Annotated in this window: 13 protein-coding genes; all 13 read right to left on the bottom strand. The window is 37.1% G+C overall.

The features are described 5' to 3' along the window. Window positions 1–392: 392 nt before the first annotated feature. The 13 genes from ACO05S_RS13530 to ACO05S_RS13470 all read right to left on the bottom strand — a co-directional run bounded on the left by ACO05S_RS13530 (window position 393) and on the right by ACO05S_RS13470 (window position 20,409). The gene (locus tag ACO05S_RS13530) at window positions 393–944 is read right to left on the bottom strand and encodes an RNA polymerase sigma factor (protein WP_421918540.1); all 552 of its coding nucleotides are present in this window, start codon (window positions 942–944) and stop codon (window positions 393–395) included. Between the two features lie 510 nt (window positions 945–1,454). Next, window positions 1,455–1,601: a hypothetical protein gene (locus tag ACO05S_RS13525; RefSeq protein ID WP_421918539.1), complete on the bottom strand. Its 147-nt coding sequence runs from the start codon at window positions 1,599–1,601 to the stop codon at window positions 1,455–1,457. 228 nt (window positions 1,602–1,829) lie between these two features. Then, window positions 1,830–3,161 (bottom strand): MutS-related protein, encoded by a 1,332-nt coding sequence (locus tag ACO05S_RS13520; RefSeq protein ID WP_421918538.1) that lies wholly within the window; start codon window positions 3,159–3,161, stop codon window positions 1,830–1,832. Window positions 3,162–3,324: 163 nt separating this feature from the next. Next, window positions 3,325–3,399 (bottom strand): hypothetical protein, encoded by a 75-nt coding sequence (locus ACO05S_RS13515; protein WP_421921290.1) that lies wholly within the window; start codon window positions 3,397–3,399, stop codon window positions 3,325–3,327. Window positions 3,400–3,629: 230 nt separating this feature from the next. Further along, window positions 3,630–4,958, bottom strand: coding sequence for a MutS-related protein (locus ACO05S_RS13510; RefSeq protein WP_421918537.1), 1,329 nt, complete (start codon window positions 4,956–4,958; stop codon window positions 3,630–3,632). 99 nt (window positions 4,959–5,057) lie between these two features. Beyond that, on the bottom strand, window positions 5,058–7,523 hold the full coding sequence (locus ACO05S_RS13505) for a Gldg family protein (RefSeq protein ID WP_421918536.1): 2,466 nt from the start codon (window positions 7,521–7,523) through the stop codon (window positions 5,058–5,060). Window positions 7,524–7,605: 82 nt separating this feature from the next. Continuing rightward, the gene (locus ACO05S_RS13500) at window positions 7,606–8,526 is read right to left on the bottom strand and encodes an ABC transporter ATP-binding protein (protein ID WP_421918535.1); all 921 of its coding nucleotides are present in this window, start codon (window positions 8,524–8,526) and stop codon (window positions 7,606–7,608) included. 185 nt (window positions 8,527–8,711) lie between these two features. Then, window positions 8,712–10,943, bottom strand: a complete 2,232-nt coding sequence (locus tag ACO05S_RS13495; protein WP_421918534.1) for a glycoside hydrolase family 3 C-terminal domain-containing protein — start codon at window positions 10,941–10,943, stop codon at window positions 8,712–8,714. 961 nt (window positions 10,944–11,904) lie between these two features. Next, a complete protein-coding gene (locus ACO05S_RS13490; RefSeq protein ID WP_421918533.1) occupies window positions 11,905–13,335 on the bottom strand; it encodes a PKD-like family lipoprotein in 1,431 nt (476 codons plus the stop codon). A 12-nt stretch (window positions 13,336–13,347) separates the two neighbouring features. After that, on the bottom strand, window positions 13,348–14,076 hold the full coding sequence (locus tag ACO05S_RS13485) for a DUF4843 domain-containing protein (protein WP_421918532.1): 729 nt from the start codon (window positions 14,074–14,076) through the stop codon (window positions 13,348–13,350). Window positions 14,077–14,117: 41 nt separating this feature from the next. Next, window positions 14,118–15,596 carry a RagB/SusD family nutrient uptake outer membrane protein gene (locus ACO05S_RS13480; protein ID WP_421918531.1) on the bottom strand — a complete coding sequence of 493 codons (1,479 nt, stop codon included), beginning with the start codon at window positions 15,594–15,596 and terminating at the stop codon, window positions 14,118–14,120. Between the two features lie 39 nt (window positions 15,597–15,635). After that, a complete protein-coding gene (locus ACO05S_RS13475) occupies window positions 15,636–19,118 on the bottom strand; it encodes a SusC/RagA family TonB-linked outer membrane protein (RefSeq protein ID WP_421918530.1) in 3,483 nt (1,160 codons plus the stop codon). 97 nt (window positions 19,119–19,215) lie between these two features. Then, complete coding sequence (locus tag ACO05S_RS13470) at window positions 19,216–20,409, bottom strand: FecR family protein (RefSeq protein ID WP_421918529.1); 1,194 nt, start codon at window positions 20,407–20,409, stop codon at window positions 19,216–19,218. Between the last annotated feature and the right edge of the window lie 46 nt (window positions 20,410–20,455).

Genomic DNA, 20,455 nt, shown 5'->3' with positions numbered 1-20,455 from the left:
CAATTGACAATTGATTTTTACAAATGGTATTTTTGTGTGCACTTTGATACTAATAGAGCAAAAACATAAAGGTGGGTGAACTGAGTTTTATTTTTTTGAAAAAAAATCCTTTCATTTCGATTACTCCTATTTCGTCGTATGAAACGTATGTTCCATTATCAACAACATAAAATGCTACGATTTTCCATTTTCTTATACATCACCAAGGCAATGCCCTGGGCTATAATCTATAAGGCTTTTCAGATTTTTTTGCAATGAGTATTTTAAGCTCTTTTAAATACTCAAAACACTATAAATCTCAAACTTTAGTTAGTACAGTTATCAATTTAGCCTACTTGCTGAATATCGGCAAGCCGCTTCACTTAAAAGGAATAAATCTAAACAAGAGAGGATTAACCAAGTAGTTCGGAGAGTAAAATCAATAAGAAAATGTTTTCCTTTAACTGCTCACGCAGTCTTGAGTAACCAATTCTTTTTAATGTTTTTACCGTATTTACTGAAACATCAAGTCTTTCTGCAATTTCGGGATTGGTGTGACCATTCATCGACATCTTTATCACATTCTGAGTTTTTTCGGGCAGAGTGGCAATTGCTTGATGCAACAACTTGTAGGTTTCTTCCTTGGTGATCTGATTATCGAATTCGATCTCTTCTGCAATTTCAGCTTCTTTTGCTTCTTTTTTACGATTCCTTATCTCGTTAATGATGTTATTTCGCACCACCGTATACAAATAGCTCTGTGCACCACGCATTGAATTAAATTCCTTACGCTTGTTCCACATAACGATAAAGGCTTCCTGTACGGCATCACTCACCACATCTTCTTCTTGTAACATTTTATAAGCATATAAGCAGAGAGATTTAAACATGTTATTGTACACCTCTTTAAAAGCCTTAATATCCCCTTGATTAATCTGTTTTATGTGGTTGTTGGTTAGCGTCATTGTGTTCAAATATAAATTTTTTCTTTGAAATGCAACTACACTGAAAAAAACAAATGGTAATTTGTATACCTAATAAAGCAATTTCCGTGCTGCAACTTGTCTTCTCAAACTTATACTGGTATTAGCCTGAGTTCGTCTAAAATTATTGTTACAGTTTGCAAAGGTTTTGCTTATAAATTTTCTCAAATTACCGAAGGAGTATCGGGATATTGCGAGAAGATTTAAGGAAATTTAAACCAAAACAAGTCTGCTTCTTTTGTCCTTTTAAGTTGATTCTTCCAATAAAAAATATCATAGTAGCTTAGGCTATAACACCATTTTGTCTTGACTAAACACAAAATAATTTAAGAATCACTTCATAATTAAACAGGTATAAAAAATATGGGAAGCACATTTACCGCTAAATATTTGAACTTGCGGTCATGTAGGAGGTTAAAGTTGTTTTGTAGATATTGCAACAAATGCAAAGAATGGACGGAAAATTAAAATTTGCTTTTAAAATAAGTAAATTCAAAAAGTGGATTCATAAACATTCATACCTAATCCTAATACCTGCATTACCATGAAATCAATATTATTCTTTTGTCTTTTTCCCATACTAACATCTTTATTCTCCAACCAGCTTTTCTTTCCGAATATTAATCGCTTTAACTCCATGATGACATAAGCTAGCAATCAATAATCTGAGCCTTTCTTATCTTCCTCTTATACACAAAAAAACAGGAGCAAGCCCCCTAACCTGCTTGCTCCCTAACAACTAATCAATTAAAATACTTTCTTAAACCCGACTATGATTTGAAAGTATTTCGTAAACAAAACCCTTATAAAATTGAATAGTAGATTCCTTGTTATTCACACTTACTATGAATTGTAATCAAAAAAGTTTCAGGATTTACCCCCTCTAATGGTTTCCAGTATTTTTTCATTCTCGATAATGATCATTCCATGCCTGTCATCGGTAATGCCATCGGCTAGTTTATATGGATAGGTAGGCACTGCCCCCTTCATTACCGTAGGCAGATATTTGAAAAATAAACGGTCGTTGCTTTTTTGCAATGTTTGACCCGCTTCCATAATATGGGTTGAGATAATGAATGTGCCTAATCGTTTAGAGAAGGCATCAACGATTGAGACTGTACCATCATAGGCATCTTTAACATTGGTTCCCTTAAACAATTCGTCGAATATAATTACCAATTGTTTATTGGAAGCCACCTCTTCGGCCACATGTTTTACACGCAAAACTTCTGCGTAAAAGTGACTATACCCCTGAGCCAAATCATCAGGCACATTAATCGAAGTATAAATTCCATCGTGAACCGAAAAAGTCATTTCCTTTGCTGGTACAGGAAAACCCATGTGAGCCAAATAAACCGCCACCGAGAATGATTTCATAAAGGTTGATTTACCTGCCATATTGGCCCCGGTCAGAAAAAACACATTCTTGTTCCCCTCAATTTTGATATCATTATCAACCGCATTGGGAATTGCCGGGTGAAACACCCCTTTTAAATCAATTACTTTCTGTTCTTTGTCAAGTGCTTTGGCATATTTAAATCCACGTTTTCTGGCTACATCTGAAACAGCCATAAAAACATCCAGACTGTAAATTTCATTGATCAGATCTTCCATCTCATCATTTAAGAGTCCACGGAAAATATAGTCAAAACGAAATACATTTTTATATGGCAGAGGACTTATTCCTTCCAATTCGTATGCCTCCAAAAGCTCTTTGCGCTCAAGTAGAGCTTGTAATTTTAATGCCTTTTCGTAAAAGGGAGTGCCATTAGATTTTGAAACAATTAATTTTATTGTTTCACGAAACTTCTTTAATAAAACAATGCTTCTTTCCAAACCTTCCCGAATAACCAGATACTCTTTTTCCTGAGCAATAAAGTTCATGAACTTTGTGCGGGAAATATTCATTGCAGCCACTATCCGGCTTTTTGATTCGGTGTTTCTCAAATAATTCTCTACTTCGTCGAACTCTTTCTCGGTAAATGGAAGAGAAGTATTTAATTTCTCAAAGAAAGCAATATTCTGTTTTCGCCTCTCAATTGGTTCCAACTCAGTATAGGGATTGTTGAACATGCGTTCAAGTAATCGTCCTCCTCCGCTTGTAATGGTCTGGTTAAACAGGCTAAAAATTGAGTTATTCTTGAATTGCCCAAGGATATTTAAATCCTGTAGCGTTTGTTTATCAGTTACAAAGTCCATTGTTATTGTTGTTTCTTGCTGTTGGCTATTTGCTGTTAGCTTTTAGTTTACTAATAAAACTATTAATCATGTTTTTTCTTTATTAATGGCGTCAATTATTTCTGCTGTTTCATTTTGGGGTACTAAAGATAATTCTTCGATTAGGATTAGTTGTGTTTCTAACTCAAAAGGATCCTATGGCATTTTTTAAAAAACGCTTAAACTCCAACTGACTGCTTCTGCTACAACCTTCAGCTATGTTTGAAGGGATTGAAACCGCAGAGCGACAAATCTGGCATTTAAACCATATTTCACAGCATCTGGAAGTAATTCAGATACACGATATACATGTTTAATAATAATCAATCCTTCCTTCCAAATATTCAATTGCCTAATGTCTCTCATTTACTTTTGATTTAATTGATGTTACTTAATTTCGCAAAACACCTAACACCCCAATACAAAAACCTAAATGCTAACACCCAACAGCTATTCCTTTAAAATATCCAATATCTTCTCATTATTAATAATGATCATCCCATGCCTGTCTTCGGTAATACCCTCTTCAATTTGATAGGTATATTGAGGCAGATTATCTTTCATGACAGTGGGCAAATACATGAATTTTATATTATCCCTCATTTTTTTGAGCTCTTCACCAGCTTCAATAATATGGGTTGAAATCACAAAAGTGCAATTTCGCTTGGTTGCAAAAGCATCCATAACTGCCACGGTTGCATCGTATGCATCTTTTACATTGGTTCCTCTGAACAACTCATCGAACAATACAACCAGGCGTTCATTTTGATTCACACTTTCGGCTACTTTTCTTACTCGATTTACTTCGGAATAAAAGTGGCTGAATCCCAAATTTAAATTATCAGCCAGGTTTATGGTTGTAAACATTCCGTTTTGAATACTAAAACGCATGCTTTTAGCTGGCACCGGAAATCCCATATGCGCCAGATATATGGCGATACTGAATGTCTTCATAAAGGTAGATTTACCCGCCATATTGGCTCCCGTCAGGAAAATCATGTTGTTGTTTTGATCGATGTGAATGGTATTTGGAATGGCATTGGGGACCAAAGGATGATATACCTCATTCAATTGAATTAGATTGCCATCGGTTTGTTCAATCTCAGCAAATGAAAACTTGTGTTGGTTGGCAACTTCAGCTACTGCAATGTACACATCAAAATCAAACACATGGTAAAGCAGTTTTTGGACCTGCTTGTTGATTTCGAAACGTAAAAGCTTATCGTATTTCGCTGTTTTTGCATACGAAAGTTTAGTTGTTCGTTTTTCAAGACCATTCACAAATTCCAGTTCGGGTATGTCCAAAACTTTCTTAATTGCAATAACATCTTTATTGATTTCAGCAGTTGCCCCATTGCTGTCCAAGCTTGATAAAAACTCTTTTAAATCATAAAGAAAAACCAATGTGCTAATAACCCCTTTATTGATTTGCTGATATTCTGTATCCCCGCCAATGGCGTTATTGAACTTGCGTTTCAGATTATCATCGTGCTCCATTAAGCGTGTTCGCTCATCGGTATTGCCTAAATAATGCTCAATGGTATCAAAACCACTACTTTCAAAAGGAAACTCAATTTCTTTTTCCTTGAAATAGGAGATGATGTTTACCCTGTTCATGATCTCTTCTTCTCGCGAACGTGGGTACATAAACATGTCTTTGAGTATTCTGGCACCACCTCTTGTTTTGGTACGGTTGAATAAACCATAAATGTCTTTTTCCCGGGCACCGCCAATAATCTTCAGATCGCTTATGGTTTGATGATCTACTTTAAAAGCCATATTTTTTTGTTTTTTTTGAAAGGAAATGGATGAGGTGTTGGCAAAGACGCAGGAAATTACCCTTTGCCTTCGCCTACACCTTTGCCTTTATCTCTTAGATTATCTTCCTCTTCTTCTTAACCAAATCAATAAAAAGATAAGTAACAGTAAAGCTGGGAATACAAATCGGTATAACATCTTATACGGTCCAGCATCATCTTTTACAATCTTCAAAGCATTGTCTGGAGGAGTAGGACGACGCATATCAACCGGAGATTCGTTGTTGGTTAGCCAGAAGAATAAACCTCCCACAAAGTTAAAGTTCCCGGCCTGAATGTTGGCACGTTGCCTTGAAATTTCACCGTTTGAGATACAATCGGCATCTCCCAAAATCATGATACGTTGTTCTTTATCACCTACTTTACGAGTAAGTGCCAAAGCTGTTGTTACAGGGCCACCTATTTCACCTTCTTCAGGATTGTACAATGGCACTTCATCAACAAAATCTGTAGTTACCAATTCGTTCCACGAACCTTTATACTTTCCTGAATCTTTTGACTTGTCTTCGCGTCCACGCAACATCATCATCAAGCGCTTGTCCTCAGCACTCATGCCTTCAAACTTGATTGCCTGATTGGCTATGTTTTTTTTAATTTCGTCCATATCAGAAGCTTTTGGCAGATTGCCAATTGAATCAGCTCTAAGTACAGTGGTGTATGCAAATTCACCTTTATCTTCGTAGCTTAATGCCAAAGCCCCTGGCATAGTAACACATTGTTCTCTAGCTACAATTGTTTCTTCAAACGGATAAGACAATTTCATTCCTTCTTCAGTGAATACGGAAGTTACCAGATCCATCGTATACCCCTTATTGTATTCCACCACTTGACCAGGCTCAAATGTTACTCCAAAGCGCTCTACCAATGGATTCATGGCTTCCTGACGTTTACGGTCGGCAGCAATAACTAAATTACCTCCACGGTCGACAAAGTCGTTCAGGTTTTTCATCTCCGTTTCCGTATACTGTGTTTTTGCTTCGGCTATTACAAGAGCATCAATAAACGGTTCAACAGGCTGATTCAGGTTTACGGTTACAAAATCAATTCCGTTGTTTCGTAAGGCATGCCTGAATGTTTTTTCTTTAGCCACGGTATAAAAGCCCCTTTCGCTAATGTTGTTTACATTACGTTCCTGGTGCCCATCAACAAAACCGATCATTGGAAGTGTTTGAACAAGCCCTTTTAAGGCAGCTGTTTTTTGTGATTCAAACGGAACCCTGTACATATCATTAAAAAAGTGTACATAAGTAAATTTACCATCTGCGGTCTCAATTTTCCGCACACAACGGTTCATTTCAGCCTCAAGATTAATTTCATCTTTGTAAAATTCGGCTGGTTTTACTTTTTTAGGATTCATATCCCAGGTATTACATACTTTTTCCAAAGCCTGTTCCAAGGTCATGTCAGCATATCTTCTGTTATGGCTTTTTAATGCCTGTTCATTGGTTGGAAGTGCGTAGTAATATTTGTATTCCAATTCAAGGTTTGGGAAAAAACGTGAATATTGCCCCCAAGTATTATCCGCATCTCTTACCTGAGATCGTGGGCTTAATCCATAAAAGTTATCGCCAAAAACATTGGCATAGGCAGTAATTTTCACCTTTCCGTCGAGCTTTGAAACCACCTCCTGGCTGCTAACAGTTAAGGTATTGGTTTTGGTAGCGGTTGCATCGTAATACTTCATTAATGAAGGGATAGTTGAAACAAAACCAATAATGGCTACCAATAAAAATGCTGATAAGTACCTGCCTGTTGACACCAATCTGTGGCTTTTTTCCCTGATACTTTTAAGACGGAAAATAGTATAGGAAATGAATAGCCCAGACACAAGGATAAAGTAGAGAACATCTTCGCTACAAATTAATCCACGCACAAATGTACTTGATCTTCCACTGATAGATAACCAATAGGTAATATTTCTTACCATCTCAACAGTTTGCCACAGGTCGCCAATTTTTTGAAAAACAAACAGGGTAAGAAAAGTTCCGATGGCCGCTACTATCTGATATGAAGTTAAGGATGATATAAAAAGCCCTACTGCTGCATAAGTTGCCATCATCAGGAACAAACCTAATACTGCTGTTAGAATATGTGGAAAGTCAACATTTTCAATCGTAAACAATCCTAATACTCCTGCTAATAAAAGTAAAACTGACATACAAGCTACAAAAACCAGGGCTGCCAGGTATTTCCCCAGAACGATCTGGATATTTGAAATAGGTGACGAATATAAAAGCTTTATAGAACCAGAGCTATACTCTTTACTCATTAAAGCCATGGTTACCAAAGGAATATAAATAAACAACCATTGTGGTATTCGAACAAAGAAACCGTTCATGCCCGCGAACATACTAGCCGTAACTGCCGGTCGTGCATATCCCAATTCAAACATGCGGACCTGGTTATTGAGGTCAGATATAATTTCAAAACCGCATTGGATACCAAATATGATCAAAACCAACCATGCGATGGGAGAAAAGAACATCTTCTGAAGTTCCATTCTTGCTATTGTGAATATATTTTTCATTATTATTGTTAAATTTTAAATTTAGGAATCAATACTTGCTCCGTTATATAGGAGACACAAAACTTTTTCCTGAGAATTAGAATTAATTATTCGATAATGCAGAGAATACTTCGTTCAGTGAATTCTTTTCGGCGCGAATTTCATCAAGACGCCAATTGTTTTTCACACTCTCTTGAACTACTCGCTCAGAGGCTCCGTTTAAGTCGACAAACTTTAGTCGATATTCCGGACCTCCTAATTCTTCAACGCCTTCAACACCTTCTATTTTCATTAATTCACCAACTGATGGCATTTCAAGCAAGCGAACAAAAATGGAATTTGGCTGGAGGTAATTATCAAATTCTTCGGTTTTGCCCGAGAATACCAGTTTACCATTTTCAATCATATAAATGTATTCGCAAATTGCGTGTACTTCGGTAAGGATATGAGTTGAAAGTAATACTGCACGTTCTTCAGCAATTTCTCTGATCAATCCTCTAATTTCAACAATTTGGTTGGGATCCAATCCATTTGTTGGCTCATCAAGAATAATAAATGCAGGCTTGTGAATAATAGCCTGAGCAATTCCTACACGTTGCTGGTAACCACCTGAAAGATTTTTTAGCAAACGCTTTCTAAAATGGCTAATGGCACATTTCTCCAATACTTCATCAACCGCACGTTTAATTTCGTTTGATGGAATCTGTCGCAAGCGGGCGCAATTGGTTAAATATTCTTCAACTGTTGTATCAGTGTACAAAGGGGGTTTTTGAGGCAAAAAACCAATCTGCTTTTTGGCTTTAATAGGGTCTTTCGACATATTTACCCCATTAATATAAACCTGACCTTTGGTTTGTTTTAACACTCCACTCATGATGTTCATGGTGGTTGATTTACCGGCACCGTTTGAACCTAGCAAACCATAAATTCCCTGGGTAGGAATTTCGAAACTTACATCCTTAACCGCCCATTGAATGGTATAACGGTGGGATAAGTTCTCTACTCGTACTAATGACTCTTTCATGTCTTTCGGGTTATAATAAGTTGTATTAATTAAGTCACAATTAAATTATAATTATTTGGGTGTCACGTTAATTATAACACAATTAAGGTTAATTTAGGTTAACAGCCACAATAATGATAAAAAAAGCAGCCACATAAATGAGTGACTGCCTCCAATAGAATTGATTTCATTTTTGCAGTGAACGATCACTTTACGCTTACATTTAATTTAACCGGACTTGCACCTCCTAATTTTTCTATCCTTTTAGAAGGACTGGCACTGCCAATGTAAATTTGATATTGTCCCTTTAGAAGAACCGCTTGGCCATTTATATCAATCTGCGAAAGCATTTTTTTATCGATGGTAAAGTTCACACTTGTTGTTTCACCAGCTCCAATTGTAATGTTTTCAAAATCTCTTAAGGCATAGATTGGAGTAATAAAATCGGCATCTGTTTTGCTCACATACAATTGGATTGCCTCACTTTGTACCATTTTGCCATGGTTGGTAAGACTCAATTCTATATCAATTGATTCTTCTTCATTCATATCGATATTTGAACTGCCATTTAATTTATAGCTTACATCGTTGTATGTTAATCCATATCCAAACGGATAGAGTGGTTCTCCTTTAAAATATCTGTATGTCCATCCACCATCTGAAATATTGTAATCTTCGAAATCACCAAGCTGATCGGTAGAATTATAAATTGTAACAGGAAGCTTTCCGGATGGCGAATAATCACCAAATAAAATATCTGCCACAGCACTGCCTCCTTCTTGACCCGGATACCATGCCCATAATATGGCATCGGCCAATTCATGAACTTCGGGCATGGCTAATGCACTTCCCGACATTACAACCACCACCAATGGTTTGTCATTACATTCTTTTTTTAATGCTTTTAAAAATTTCAATTGATTGGCAGGTAGCTCAATCTTTTCTCTATCGCCACCAGTTTTCGAAAAGGGAGAATCACCATTCTCTCCCTCGTACAATGGTGAAATACCCACAACAGCTATTACAGCATCTGCAAACTTGGCATTCCATACCTGACCTGTGTTTACTCTATTAATATCCTGCTCTAAAAGAATGGTTTGATTGTATTGCACAATACTGATTGGATCTACAGCATTGGCAATACCCTCTAATACGGTCACGTAATTCTTGGCAACTCCGTAGTAATTCCCCATTAATGCATTTACATCAGTAGCATTATTACCCGTTACATAAATTTGAGATAGATTCTTTTTTAAGGGCAGAGTGTTATTTTCATTCTTCAGCATCACAATTGATTTACGGGCAATCTCACGCGACAAATCCTTATGCTTTTCGCTTGCTACAACCGATAGAGGAATACTAGAATAAGGCACATCTTCTTGCGGATCAAACATTCCCAATTGAAAGCGAACTTTTAATTGTTTTGCCAAAGCGCCATTCAATTCTTCTTCAGTAATTAGTTTTTTATCTATGGCTGCTTGCAAATAACGATAAACGTTTCCACAATTTACATTTACATCCGATTTAATGGCCATGGCAGCCGATTCTTCGCGGTTTGCCGTTAACTTATGATTTTTATGCAAATCAGTTAATGCGCCACAATCCGACACCACATAACCTTCGAATCCCCATTGTTTTCTTAGGATATTTAGCAACAAGGTTGGACTTCCGCAACATGCCTCTGAATTGGTACGGTTGTATGCACACATAAATCCCGCAACATTTTGATCGAGCAAGGACTTAAATGCAGGAAGATAAGTTTCATTTAAATCTTTAGGATTAGCAATAGCATTAAATGTATGGCGTTTTGCTTCGGGACCATTGTGCACGGCAAAGTGCTTGGCACATGCTGCAATTTTAATGTATTTATCATCGTTCCCTTGCAATCCTCTTACAAAGGATGAGCCTATTTTACCTGATAGAATAGGATCTTCGCCATAGGTTTCATGACCTCTGCCCCAACGAGGATCGCGAAAAATATTTACATTGGGCGACCAATAAGTCAAACCCAAATACTGTTTACGGATTCCTTTGATTATTGCAGCATGGTAAAGCGCTCTTCCTTCATCCGAAATGGCTGTTGCTACCTTCTCCACCAAATCGGGGTTAAAAGTTGCTGCCATACCAATAGCTTGTGGAAAAACCGTTGCCGGAGCCGAACGTGCAACACCATGTAATCCTTCGTTCCACCAATGATACTGCGGTATTCCTAAACGCTCAACCGCCTTGGAGTTGTTCTCCATCAGGCCAATTTTTTCTTCTAATGTTAGCTCTTTAATAAGTGCTTTAACTCGTTCGTCAACAGGCAGGGCTGTATTTTGAAACTCATATTTAAAAACTTTGACTTTTTTTTCTGTCGCTTGATCTGCTGGCGCACAATTCATCATTGTTAGCGATAACAAACTGGCAATTGTTAAACCATAAACTAGTCTTTTCATTTCAATTCTTTCTATTTTACCTTAATTATACCCATATTTTAAAATATTCCATCCTGTTCTATCCTGTTGTGCAATTTAGTGTTTTATTATTGATTCCGATAGCTGATAGTCATTAATAACAGAATTCAATCGCAATAAATGCGATCATAAAAAGACTAGTATGAAGAGTGTTAATAAAACGAATTAAAGTTTTTGAAAATATTTTTCTTTTTACAAGGCAAGGTTTACAGGCATAGCCGTAGCTACGGCGAAAAAGCTTAACGCAGTAGAAAGGAAAATAGGTCAAAACATTAGTTCGGGGAATTAGCATTCTTTACACTAGTTTATGGCTTATCGCACATAGAGGTATTTCCTGCTAAGTGTTGGCAGAAATGAAATAGACACGATAAAAATCTGTTGGTCACTGAGAAATTAAAGATCCTAACTCCTAAAACCTTTATAAATACTGACCCCGATAAAGATTTGACTCGCCATTGGGGAATTTTTCAGCCCCCCTTAAGTCGGGAAGTATCTCAATTTCATTTTTCACCTATCCCCTCGGTCAAATTTCGAACTCAATTTGAAAAAAGCACCCAATAATTGGCTTCCCAATGCATCCCCTGACTTCATTTTCTATCTCAATCGAAAAAAGTACAATCTCAATTTACTGTTTTACTATCCCCATTGAAAAAAGTACGATCTCAATTCGATTTTTTATGCCAATAATTGATCAAATAGATATTCCACTTGGTATTTTCTCTATCTCAATTGATTATTTTATGCTCTCAATTGATACCCCACATTACAACATGCAAAAAGGAGCAAGCCCCCTTACCTGCTTGCTCCTAAATAACGTGAGTTCGACGTTAAATACCCATTTTAAATCATCAAATGTAATTTTACAACAAGAGGAACACATTATAGCGTTCCTCTTGAATCTCTACTAATTATAGTAGTTTACTTTTTTTATGACACATTACTGTTATTCCATTCTCTTGTATTTAAGATCAACAATCTTATCTTCGGATTCATAGCTTTCTAATACAGCTCCGTTATTATCAAGATCAAGTATCAATACCTTAGAGCCTGCTCCATTGTCAACAACTACCCCAAGCATGTTTCCATCATTGTGTACATACATATCGGTAATGTTATCTTCCACAGTAATGTAATCAGTCTGAATCCCCTTAGTCGTTCTGTTATACCTGTGAATAACATTGCCTGCACTTACATAAGTATATGGAAAAACAGGGTTTGTATCGAAGCATGAGTTATCATCTAAATCCCCTGGAAGCTCTACTTCAGCCAATGGAATAAATCCATCAGAGTTATCATTAACAAACTCCTGCACATAAAATTTACCGGCATCATCCTTAAGTACTGCCATAGTAGTATTAGATCCTGCATGATTACCATTGACAACATTAGTCCTCATCCAAAGACATGTTTTGTTAAGATTTTCAGGATCAAAGGGCTTCGTTTCCGGATTAGTTACTGAGAGTTCCTCTACTTCCCAAGGATTATCTTCCGGATTTATGTACATATATCTCTTGTATTTCGCATCAAAGAATATCATTTTTTCATAATAGTGAGCAACTGGACCTGTTGCTTCATAATCGCCCGTGGCTGGGACTTCCCAAAATCCCTGATGGAAATGGAATCCTTCCTTAGGGAAAATCTTTCCTCCTGCAAAAAATAATGCTAGTGAGTGAGATGCCCCATATTCAAATGCGCCATCAATAAAAGGAAATTCTACCTTATCTGTTGATCTCCACCTATCCAGTAAATCCTCAATCTTTCTTCCAGAATAGCCATCATAAACCGCCCCTCCTGTTTCGGTAAGTATCACTACATGGTTATATTCTTCATATTTATCAGAATTATAAGACAACCTCACAGGTTTACCACTTAGCACCTCTCCACCAATAGCTTCAAGTGCGTTTAAATATGTTTTACCAGTAATCTCGGAAATAAATGAGTATTCCGTATTTCCTCCTTTGTCAGTAATGTAACCCCATCCAGTAGAGAAAGGTGTTACAACGTTCACAGAGATAGCTTTTTCGTAATGAACATCAAGTTTATTGTTATAAACCGAATAGAACAGACGTATTCCGTTGCCCGGAGGAATGTTTACTATAACATCCAGGTCTTTATCAATGCTTAGCGTATCAAAAGTAGGATGACCAAATTCATCATTCCCCTCTACATACCATGCAAAGTCAAGATCAGCCATATCTGCATCAGTCTCAATATCTCCTGCTATAAAAAGGTCTTCTCCAAGTATAAGATCCATTTCGGATGGCATGGATGAAAAGTCCACTTCCTGTGGATCTTTGTATTCGTAGTTGCCGTCATCCTCGATACATGACCAGGCAATTACCATGATTAAAAGTATATATATAATTCTTTCCATAATTATTAGTATTTAAAGTGTTGATGCTACCAAATCTTCGTTTTCGTCATAAATTGGTGCTTCCGGATGATTCGTTAGCCATTGCTTAAACCCTTCTTTAATTGCATTAAATTCCTCTCTCGCATACATGCCAAAGTCATCATCATAGTATATCTCTATAGGATCAGAGCCATCCGTTACTTCGTGGTATTCAAGCCATAACAAACCTTTGGTAGTTGTAAATGGTCCTATATTTTGCCAGCTTGAATACCACCATTCAGGCTCGAGGAAAAGGTCACTGAATTTTACTTTGCACACCGTTCGGAATCCTCTGTCAAACTGATCGTTTTTAGAAAGTTCAATCCCAATGGTATATACCGTATCTTTCATTTCAGCAGTACGATTAAGCGTAACAAGCACATTGCCATTAATTTCTCCAGCCTTAATAACTAGTTTGGCAGGATCAATGCTAAAGTGCGTACCTTCGGTTGCCGTTGTAAGGCTGTCAATAATACTAATAGAAAATAGTCTGTCGCTATCTACCAGCATACCACTTGCAGCTACAGGAATTTCAAGCTCCTTGCTTGTCGTCGTTTCCTCTTCGAACAAAAAAGTAAAGCTTTTTTCAAGAAGTGTACCCTCCTCCTCTTCACTTTCGAAATATACATAGTCCACTCCTATATATTCTATAGGGTCGTCGGTATTACAGGCATACGTAGCAAAAAGGACTATCAGTGTTAAACATATATATTTAAATTTCATAATGTAATTTTTTTAAAATTTTTAAATCAATCCGGATTCTCCTATAGGTTACCATATTCAATTTCGACATCAGGAAGAGGAATTACATAGCTGTCGGGATCAACTGTTTTCAAAGGATCCCAACTGTTCATTTGTGGAATACTTGTTAATCCAAGCCTTTTGTACATATAAAATAATTGACCCTCAAGGTATGTTTCCTTACGAAATTCCTTCACTATTATTTCCAGCAATTCAGCTTCTGTTTTTCCACTAAGATCTTCCGGAAGAACACTCCTGTGGTCTCTTAAGTCATTTATAAGTGTTATTGCCTTATTGTTATCAACTCCCAAGTATGATTCTGCAGCAATAAGCATCATTTCACTTACCCTAAACAAAGGTATAGCCATATACTCCTGATATCTGGTAGAGTATTCATTTACGTACTGATTGTATTTAATTGATACTGCAAGTGCTCCATCATCATTAGCTTTGAATAGATACTGATATCTGTAATCGTTAATTCCAATACTTGGCGTTGTGGGATTCCACGGATATGGACCAGGAATTGAAACTTCAAAAATAAACTCTCCATAATTCGTTCCTGAACCAAAGGCAGTATAACCTACGCTTGACGAAGAAAAGTTATCCTCGTAAAAAGTATTTAAACTGCGAACATTAAGGGACGCAATCACCTCATCGAAAAATAACAAATCCCTTTCACCAATATTGCTACCAACAAGGTTTGATTGTGAAACCCATTGCCAGTTGAACTCTTCTATTACCTTTTCAGCATAAAATCTTGCATTTTCTTTATCACCCTTGGCCATATAAACTCTTGCCTTCAGAGCCCGAACGGCGTAATAGTTAAAACGATACTTTCTGTTATCGGTATCAAAGTAATACCCGTCATAAGCTCCAACAATGGGGTCTGATTCTAAAAACAATGCTTCCGCCTCGTCAAGATCTTTGATAATATGGCTGTAAACGCTATCCATTGAAAGGTGTGGAGAACGTTTTAAATCAAAGCTTACAACATAAGGTATTTGTTTGTTTCCTTTTGTGTCTTCTGCGTATTTTTCACCAAACAAACGCAAAGCATCAAAATGAAGAAAAGCCCTAATTGCCAATGCTTCACCTTTAACCAAGTTGTAGTCGTCAGCAGCAAACTGATTTTTTACTGCATCAATATTGTCCAGTATAATATTGTTGTTTGCAACCGCATTATAGATCGCCAGCCAGATATCATCAATCTGGTTTTTTGCCTCTATTTCTGTCCAGTTAAAATCGGCAAATGGTCTTGGTGTGTTTGGATAATGGTTCTGCGCTGCTACTTCGATTAATCCGTAGGAAAGATCCTGCCCATACAGATTTTCTCCCACCATAGTGGTATATACTCCGGTAAGGCTTTCAAATATTCCGTTGGCAGTACTGATCTGCTCTTCAAGATCTACGTCTTGCTTTGGCTGTATATCAAGCCACTCATCACATGCGATAAACAACTGGCTTAAAATGAACAGTAATATTATAAATGTATTTTTCATTTTAGTATCTTTTAAAATTTCGTAGGTTACAGTTATTTACTAAAAATTAGCACGTAAGCCAAGTGTAAATGAACGAGCAAACGGATAAGCAGTTCCACGCTCTCTCTTAACAGTTGAAGTGTAGAAAATATCATTCATATTGAATGACAATCGCATAGATTCCATCTTAAACTTTTGACAGATATTCTTTGGTAGATTGTAATTTACGTTAATCGAACTAAGCTCCAACAGGTCAAAGTCCTGAACAAATCTTGAACTTAATCCTGTCGTCCTACTATTAAAACCTGATTCATCTACATTGGAGACATATCTAACCATATCTCCCGGCTCTCTCCAGGTCTCTTCCAATACCCTGCGATCTACATTATAGTTCTTGTCTGAATTTTCAATCTTGTCAGCGAGTGTTGCGTTATAGACCTGCCCTCCATACTGATACCTGCAAGTGAGATTAATATCAATATTTTTGTAGGCAAAAGAGGTTCCAAATGTTCCTTTAAGGGTTGGCTCTTCATCCCCTACAACTACTTTATCATTGGTGTTCCATACAAATGTAGGAGTACCATCCTTCTTTAGGAAGATTTCTTGGCCCGTTAAAGGATCTATTCCCAAAGACTTTACAGCCCATATAGCTGAAGGAGACCCTCCTTCTTCAAATCGCACCCTAAACTGGTGACTTAATGCTTCCAGATCGATAGTCGTTGTAGAACCATCCTCGTTTCTTACGTATCCTTGCTCAACATCGTCTGCTGAGTAGCCCCCCAGATCACTAAATTCGTTGTAGGCTGATAAAGAATTCCCAATAGACAAGATCTCTGATTTGTTGTGGGCACCGTTTGCATAAACGTTCCAGTTAATATCGTTCTTGCGCATTAAGTTAAGCTTTAGGCTAAACTCAATCCCCTTGTTAGACAACTCTCCAAGGTTAGCCGTGAAGTTTCTGAATCCCATAGATGTAGGTGTATCTACAGGGCTTACCATATCTACGGTGTGCTTATCGTAGAAATTTACACTACCCGACAAAGTGTTATTAAACAAGCCAAAATCCAATCCTAACTCAAGAGTTTCAGTAGTTTGCCACTTCAGGTCTTCGTTTCCTATACCCTTAAGAGCTGTTCCCTGTAAGTTTAAGTATCTGGTATATTTAAAATAGTTTACAATATTCTTTGCCTGATAAGGTGCAAAGTTTATAGAACCTGTTTCTCCGTATGTTGAACGAATTTTTAGCTGGTTGATGATTTTATTGTTCCTAAGGAAATTCTCGTTATGAAGGTTCCATCCAAGCCCTACGGAGTAGAAACCTGCTGTTTTTTTATTTGCACCAAACTGCGAAGATCCGTCAAGACGGTATGTAAAATCAAAAAGGTACCTGTTGTTATAGGAATAGTTAATACCTGTAAGAAGTCCCATCAGTCTTGATTTTCCCTCTTCTGCAATTGGTACTCCTAGCAATTCATACATTGCAGCAAAGGAAGGATCAGGGTATTTGGCAGTAGAAAATCCTTGCGCTGCATATCCATCCGTTCTGGTATCAGTCTGAGAGGCATTGAATCCCAATGAGGCATTCACAAAATGTCCGTTAAAATCTTTTGTAAATGTTAATACCGAGTTGATATTGAAATTTTCATATTCTGTAGTTACAGAACGATAAGCTCCTCTTAGTTCTGTTGGTATAGATATAACATTTGGATTAACATCAGCAAGAGTATATTCAATTGATTTAGGCGAAACAAATTGTTCTCTTTTTGTCGACTTATAGTTATATGTAAAGTTGTTTCTCCAACGTAGAGATGGGAGAATTGTCCAATCCATCTGAAAGTTATTGGAAATATCAGTGTATTTTGATTCATCTTTATTTCCAACACTTGCCTCGTACATAGGGTTGGAAATCCATGGGCGATCAAACACTCTATCTCTTTCATAAATAGAAGAGTAATAAGTATAATACTGATGCAAATTTCCTTGATCATCATATATAGGGAAATAAGGTTGCATTTTGGTGTAAGTATCGAACGAACCATAGGGAGACTCAGAAGAGTTGTTCTTATCGATAGAAAGACGGTTACTAAATGCCAAATTATCACCGGAATTGTAATGAAGGGTCACTGCCATTCCAAGGTTTTCCCTATCAGAACCTTTCATTACACCAGCTCTGTCGGCATAGGAAAGGTCGAACATATATCGCATTTTGTCATCACCACCCATAAGGTTAAGTGAATGCCTATGCCCAACTGCATTTCTTACGGGCTGTGCCAACCAGTCAGTATCGGTTCCTTTTGCAAGATTTTTTTCTATGGCAGAAGCCTGCGCTTTATACGTAGGTAATCTATAGCTACGTACATTAAGATCTTTCTGTAGTTGGAATAGTTCCTCTGCATTAAGCAAGTCATAGGTATCCAGATCGGGAAAAGAAAAGTCCATATTCAGGTTATAGCTTACCTTTATCTGTCCTGATTTTGGCTGTATGGTTTTTACCACAATAACACCATTGGCAGCTCTTGAACCATAAATGGCAGTTGCTGCAGCATCCTTTAATATGGTAACGGACTCTACTCGGTTCATGTCAAGGTCAAGTACCTTTTCAAGAGTAGTTTCGAAGTTATCCATAATAAAGATAGGCTGGTTTGGATTACCGGTAAGGGATGAACGGCTTACACTTCCAAGACCAGGAGCCTGAAGAAGAGCACTTCCCCTTAGTCTGATATCAGGCATACGGTTGATGTCTGATCCAAATTCATTGCCTTCAAGAATTTGGAAAGATGGATCAAGTAAACCAAGACTTTGTACAAGGTTATCAACACCCATCTTCTTAAGCTCGTCTTGCTTAACTACGGTAGCTGAACCTGTAAAACTTTCCTTCTTACGAACAAAATACCCATTTACAACTACGTCTTCAAGCTGCTTGGCATCTTCCTCCATTACAATTTGCAATGTTTTTTGATTTTCAACCAACACTTCCTGTGTTGTCATACCCACAAATGAGAACACCAAAGTAGTTCCTTCGTCAACGGTAATATTGAAGAATCCATCCATATTGGTTGTTGTTCCAGTATATGATCCTTTGATCAAAACGGATACACCTGGAAGAGGTTCTCCATTTTTGTCGGTTACTTTTCCGTTGATTGATTTTTGTTGTTGTTGATCCATATTTTTTTCAACGACAACAGGACGAGGCTTAATAATGATAACTTCTTGATCAATTTCATATGTCAAGTCAGTATCTTTAAGCACTTCATCCAAAACCTCTTTCACGGTTTCTTCCTTTGCGTCAATCGAGATTCCATCTAGTTTTTCAATCTCATTAAGATTATAGATGAAACCCAAGTTGGTTTGTGATTCAATTTCACGAATTAAATCCTTTGCACTCACATTCTTTAATCTCAGATTCACCCTTTGTGAGAATACACTAGCATTCAGCTGTAAACTGAAAGCAAAAAATAAAAGAACAAATGTTTTCATAGCAATTAGCCATTTCTTCCGAATACCTAATAGTTTGGATATTCGAAACATTTTAATTTTTTCCATAAATTTGTAATGTTTAGAGTTACACACACATCCCATTGGGATGATTAATTCTAAATAGCCGGAACATACTGGTACTATGTTCCGGTATTTTTTTGGTTTATTTATATTTTACAATTACCGTTCGTTCATCTTTAATTTCAAATTCAACACTGGTTGTTTTCTCTATCATTTCCAGCAGATCGTTACAATTCTCGATACGTGGCAGTTTTCCTGAGAAATACTGATATCTCGTTTCATCATCTTCAAAAAACACAGAGATATCGTACCAACGAGACAGCTTTCTCATGATTTCTTCCAGTGACTCTTCATTAAATGAAAACAAACCTTTTCTCCACCTTCCATAGGCCTTGGCATCAACTTGTTCTACATCCAATTTATGGTCTGCAATATTTAAGACTGCCATCTCATCCGGTTTGATGATTATATTTTCTATGTCGCCATAATTTGGAGAGATCTTTACACTACCTTCAACCAAGGCTGTTTTTACACTCTCTTCATCAGCGTACGCCGACAGATTAAATTCTGTTCCCAACACTTCAACATCAAGCTGTTTGGTCTTTACGATAAAAGGTGCTTTTTCATTTTTAGCCACCTCAAAGTAGCCTTCACCTTCAAATTCAACTACCCTGATATTATCGGCAAATTGAGTTGGGAATTTAAGTTTCGACTCAGAATTCAACCATACCTTTGTTCCATCAGCAAGAGTAATCAGATACTCCTCTCCACGGTTCATGATTAAGTAATTGTATCTTAACTTAGCTGTTTTCTTATCGGAAGTGATGTAATTTAAGGAGCGATCTTTATTATGAATGGTAACATTTTGCTCACTTTCTTCGAGCAAAAGATCTTTATCGCCTAACCGTATTCTTTCTCCTGTACTTAAAACAAGTTCTGCCGATTTTGTTCCAGGTTTTATTTCTACAGGAATATCAGATACGTAGTCATCGTAAGAGTAATCTTGCAGCAATAAAAATGTGGCTGCCAAAATAGGCAAGGCAATAATGGCTGCATACTTTACTATTGCTCTCCAGTTCAAGCTTCTTATACCCGGTTCTTTCTGGATTAAAGATTGGAACCTACTCCATTCATCATCCAAATTGATTCGATTGATAAGTTCCTTACGCTGTGGAGCATTCTCGCCTTGCTTCAATTGCTCAAAAAGAACTCTATGGGAATCCTTTTCCTGCAACCAGGCTTCCAGGCGTTTTTGCTCTTGCTCATCTAAATTTCCATTCAAATGCAAAGCAAGCAACTTACTAATATCAATATTTTTATCTATTATTTCTTTCATTTTAAACAATTGGTTTTGGTGCACATTCCTATTGCTTTTACCTTAC

The organism is Marinifilum sp., from assembly GCF_965230805.1.
In the GTDB taxonomy this organism is placed as follows: domain Bacteria; phylum Bacteroidota; class Bacteroidia; order Bacteroidales; family Marinifilaceae; genus Marinifilum.
The sequence above is the reverse complement of the archived record's forward strand: the minus strand, read 5'-3'. Positions and strand labels throughout refer to the sequence as shown.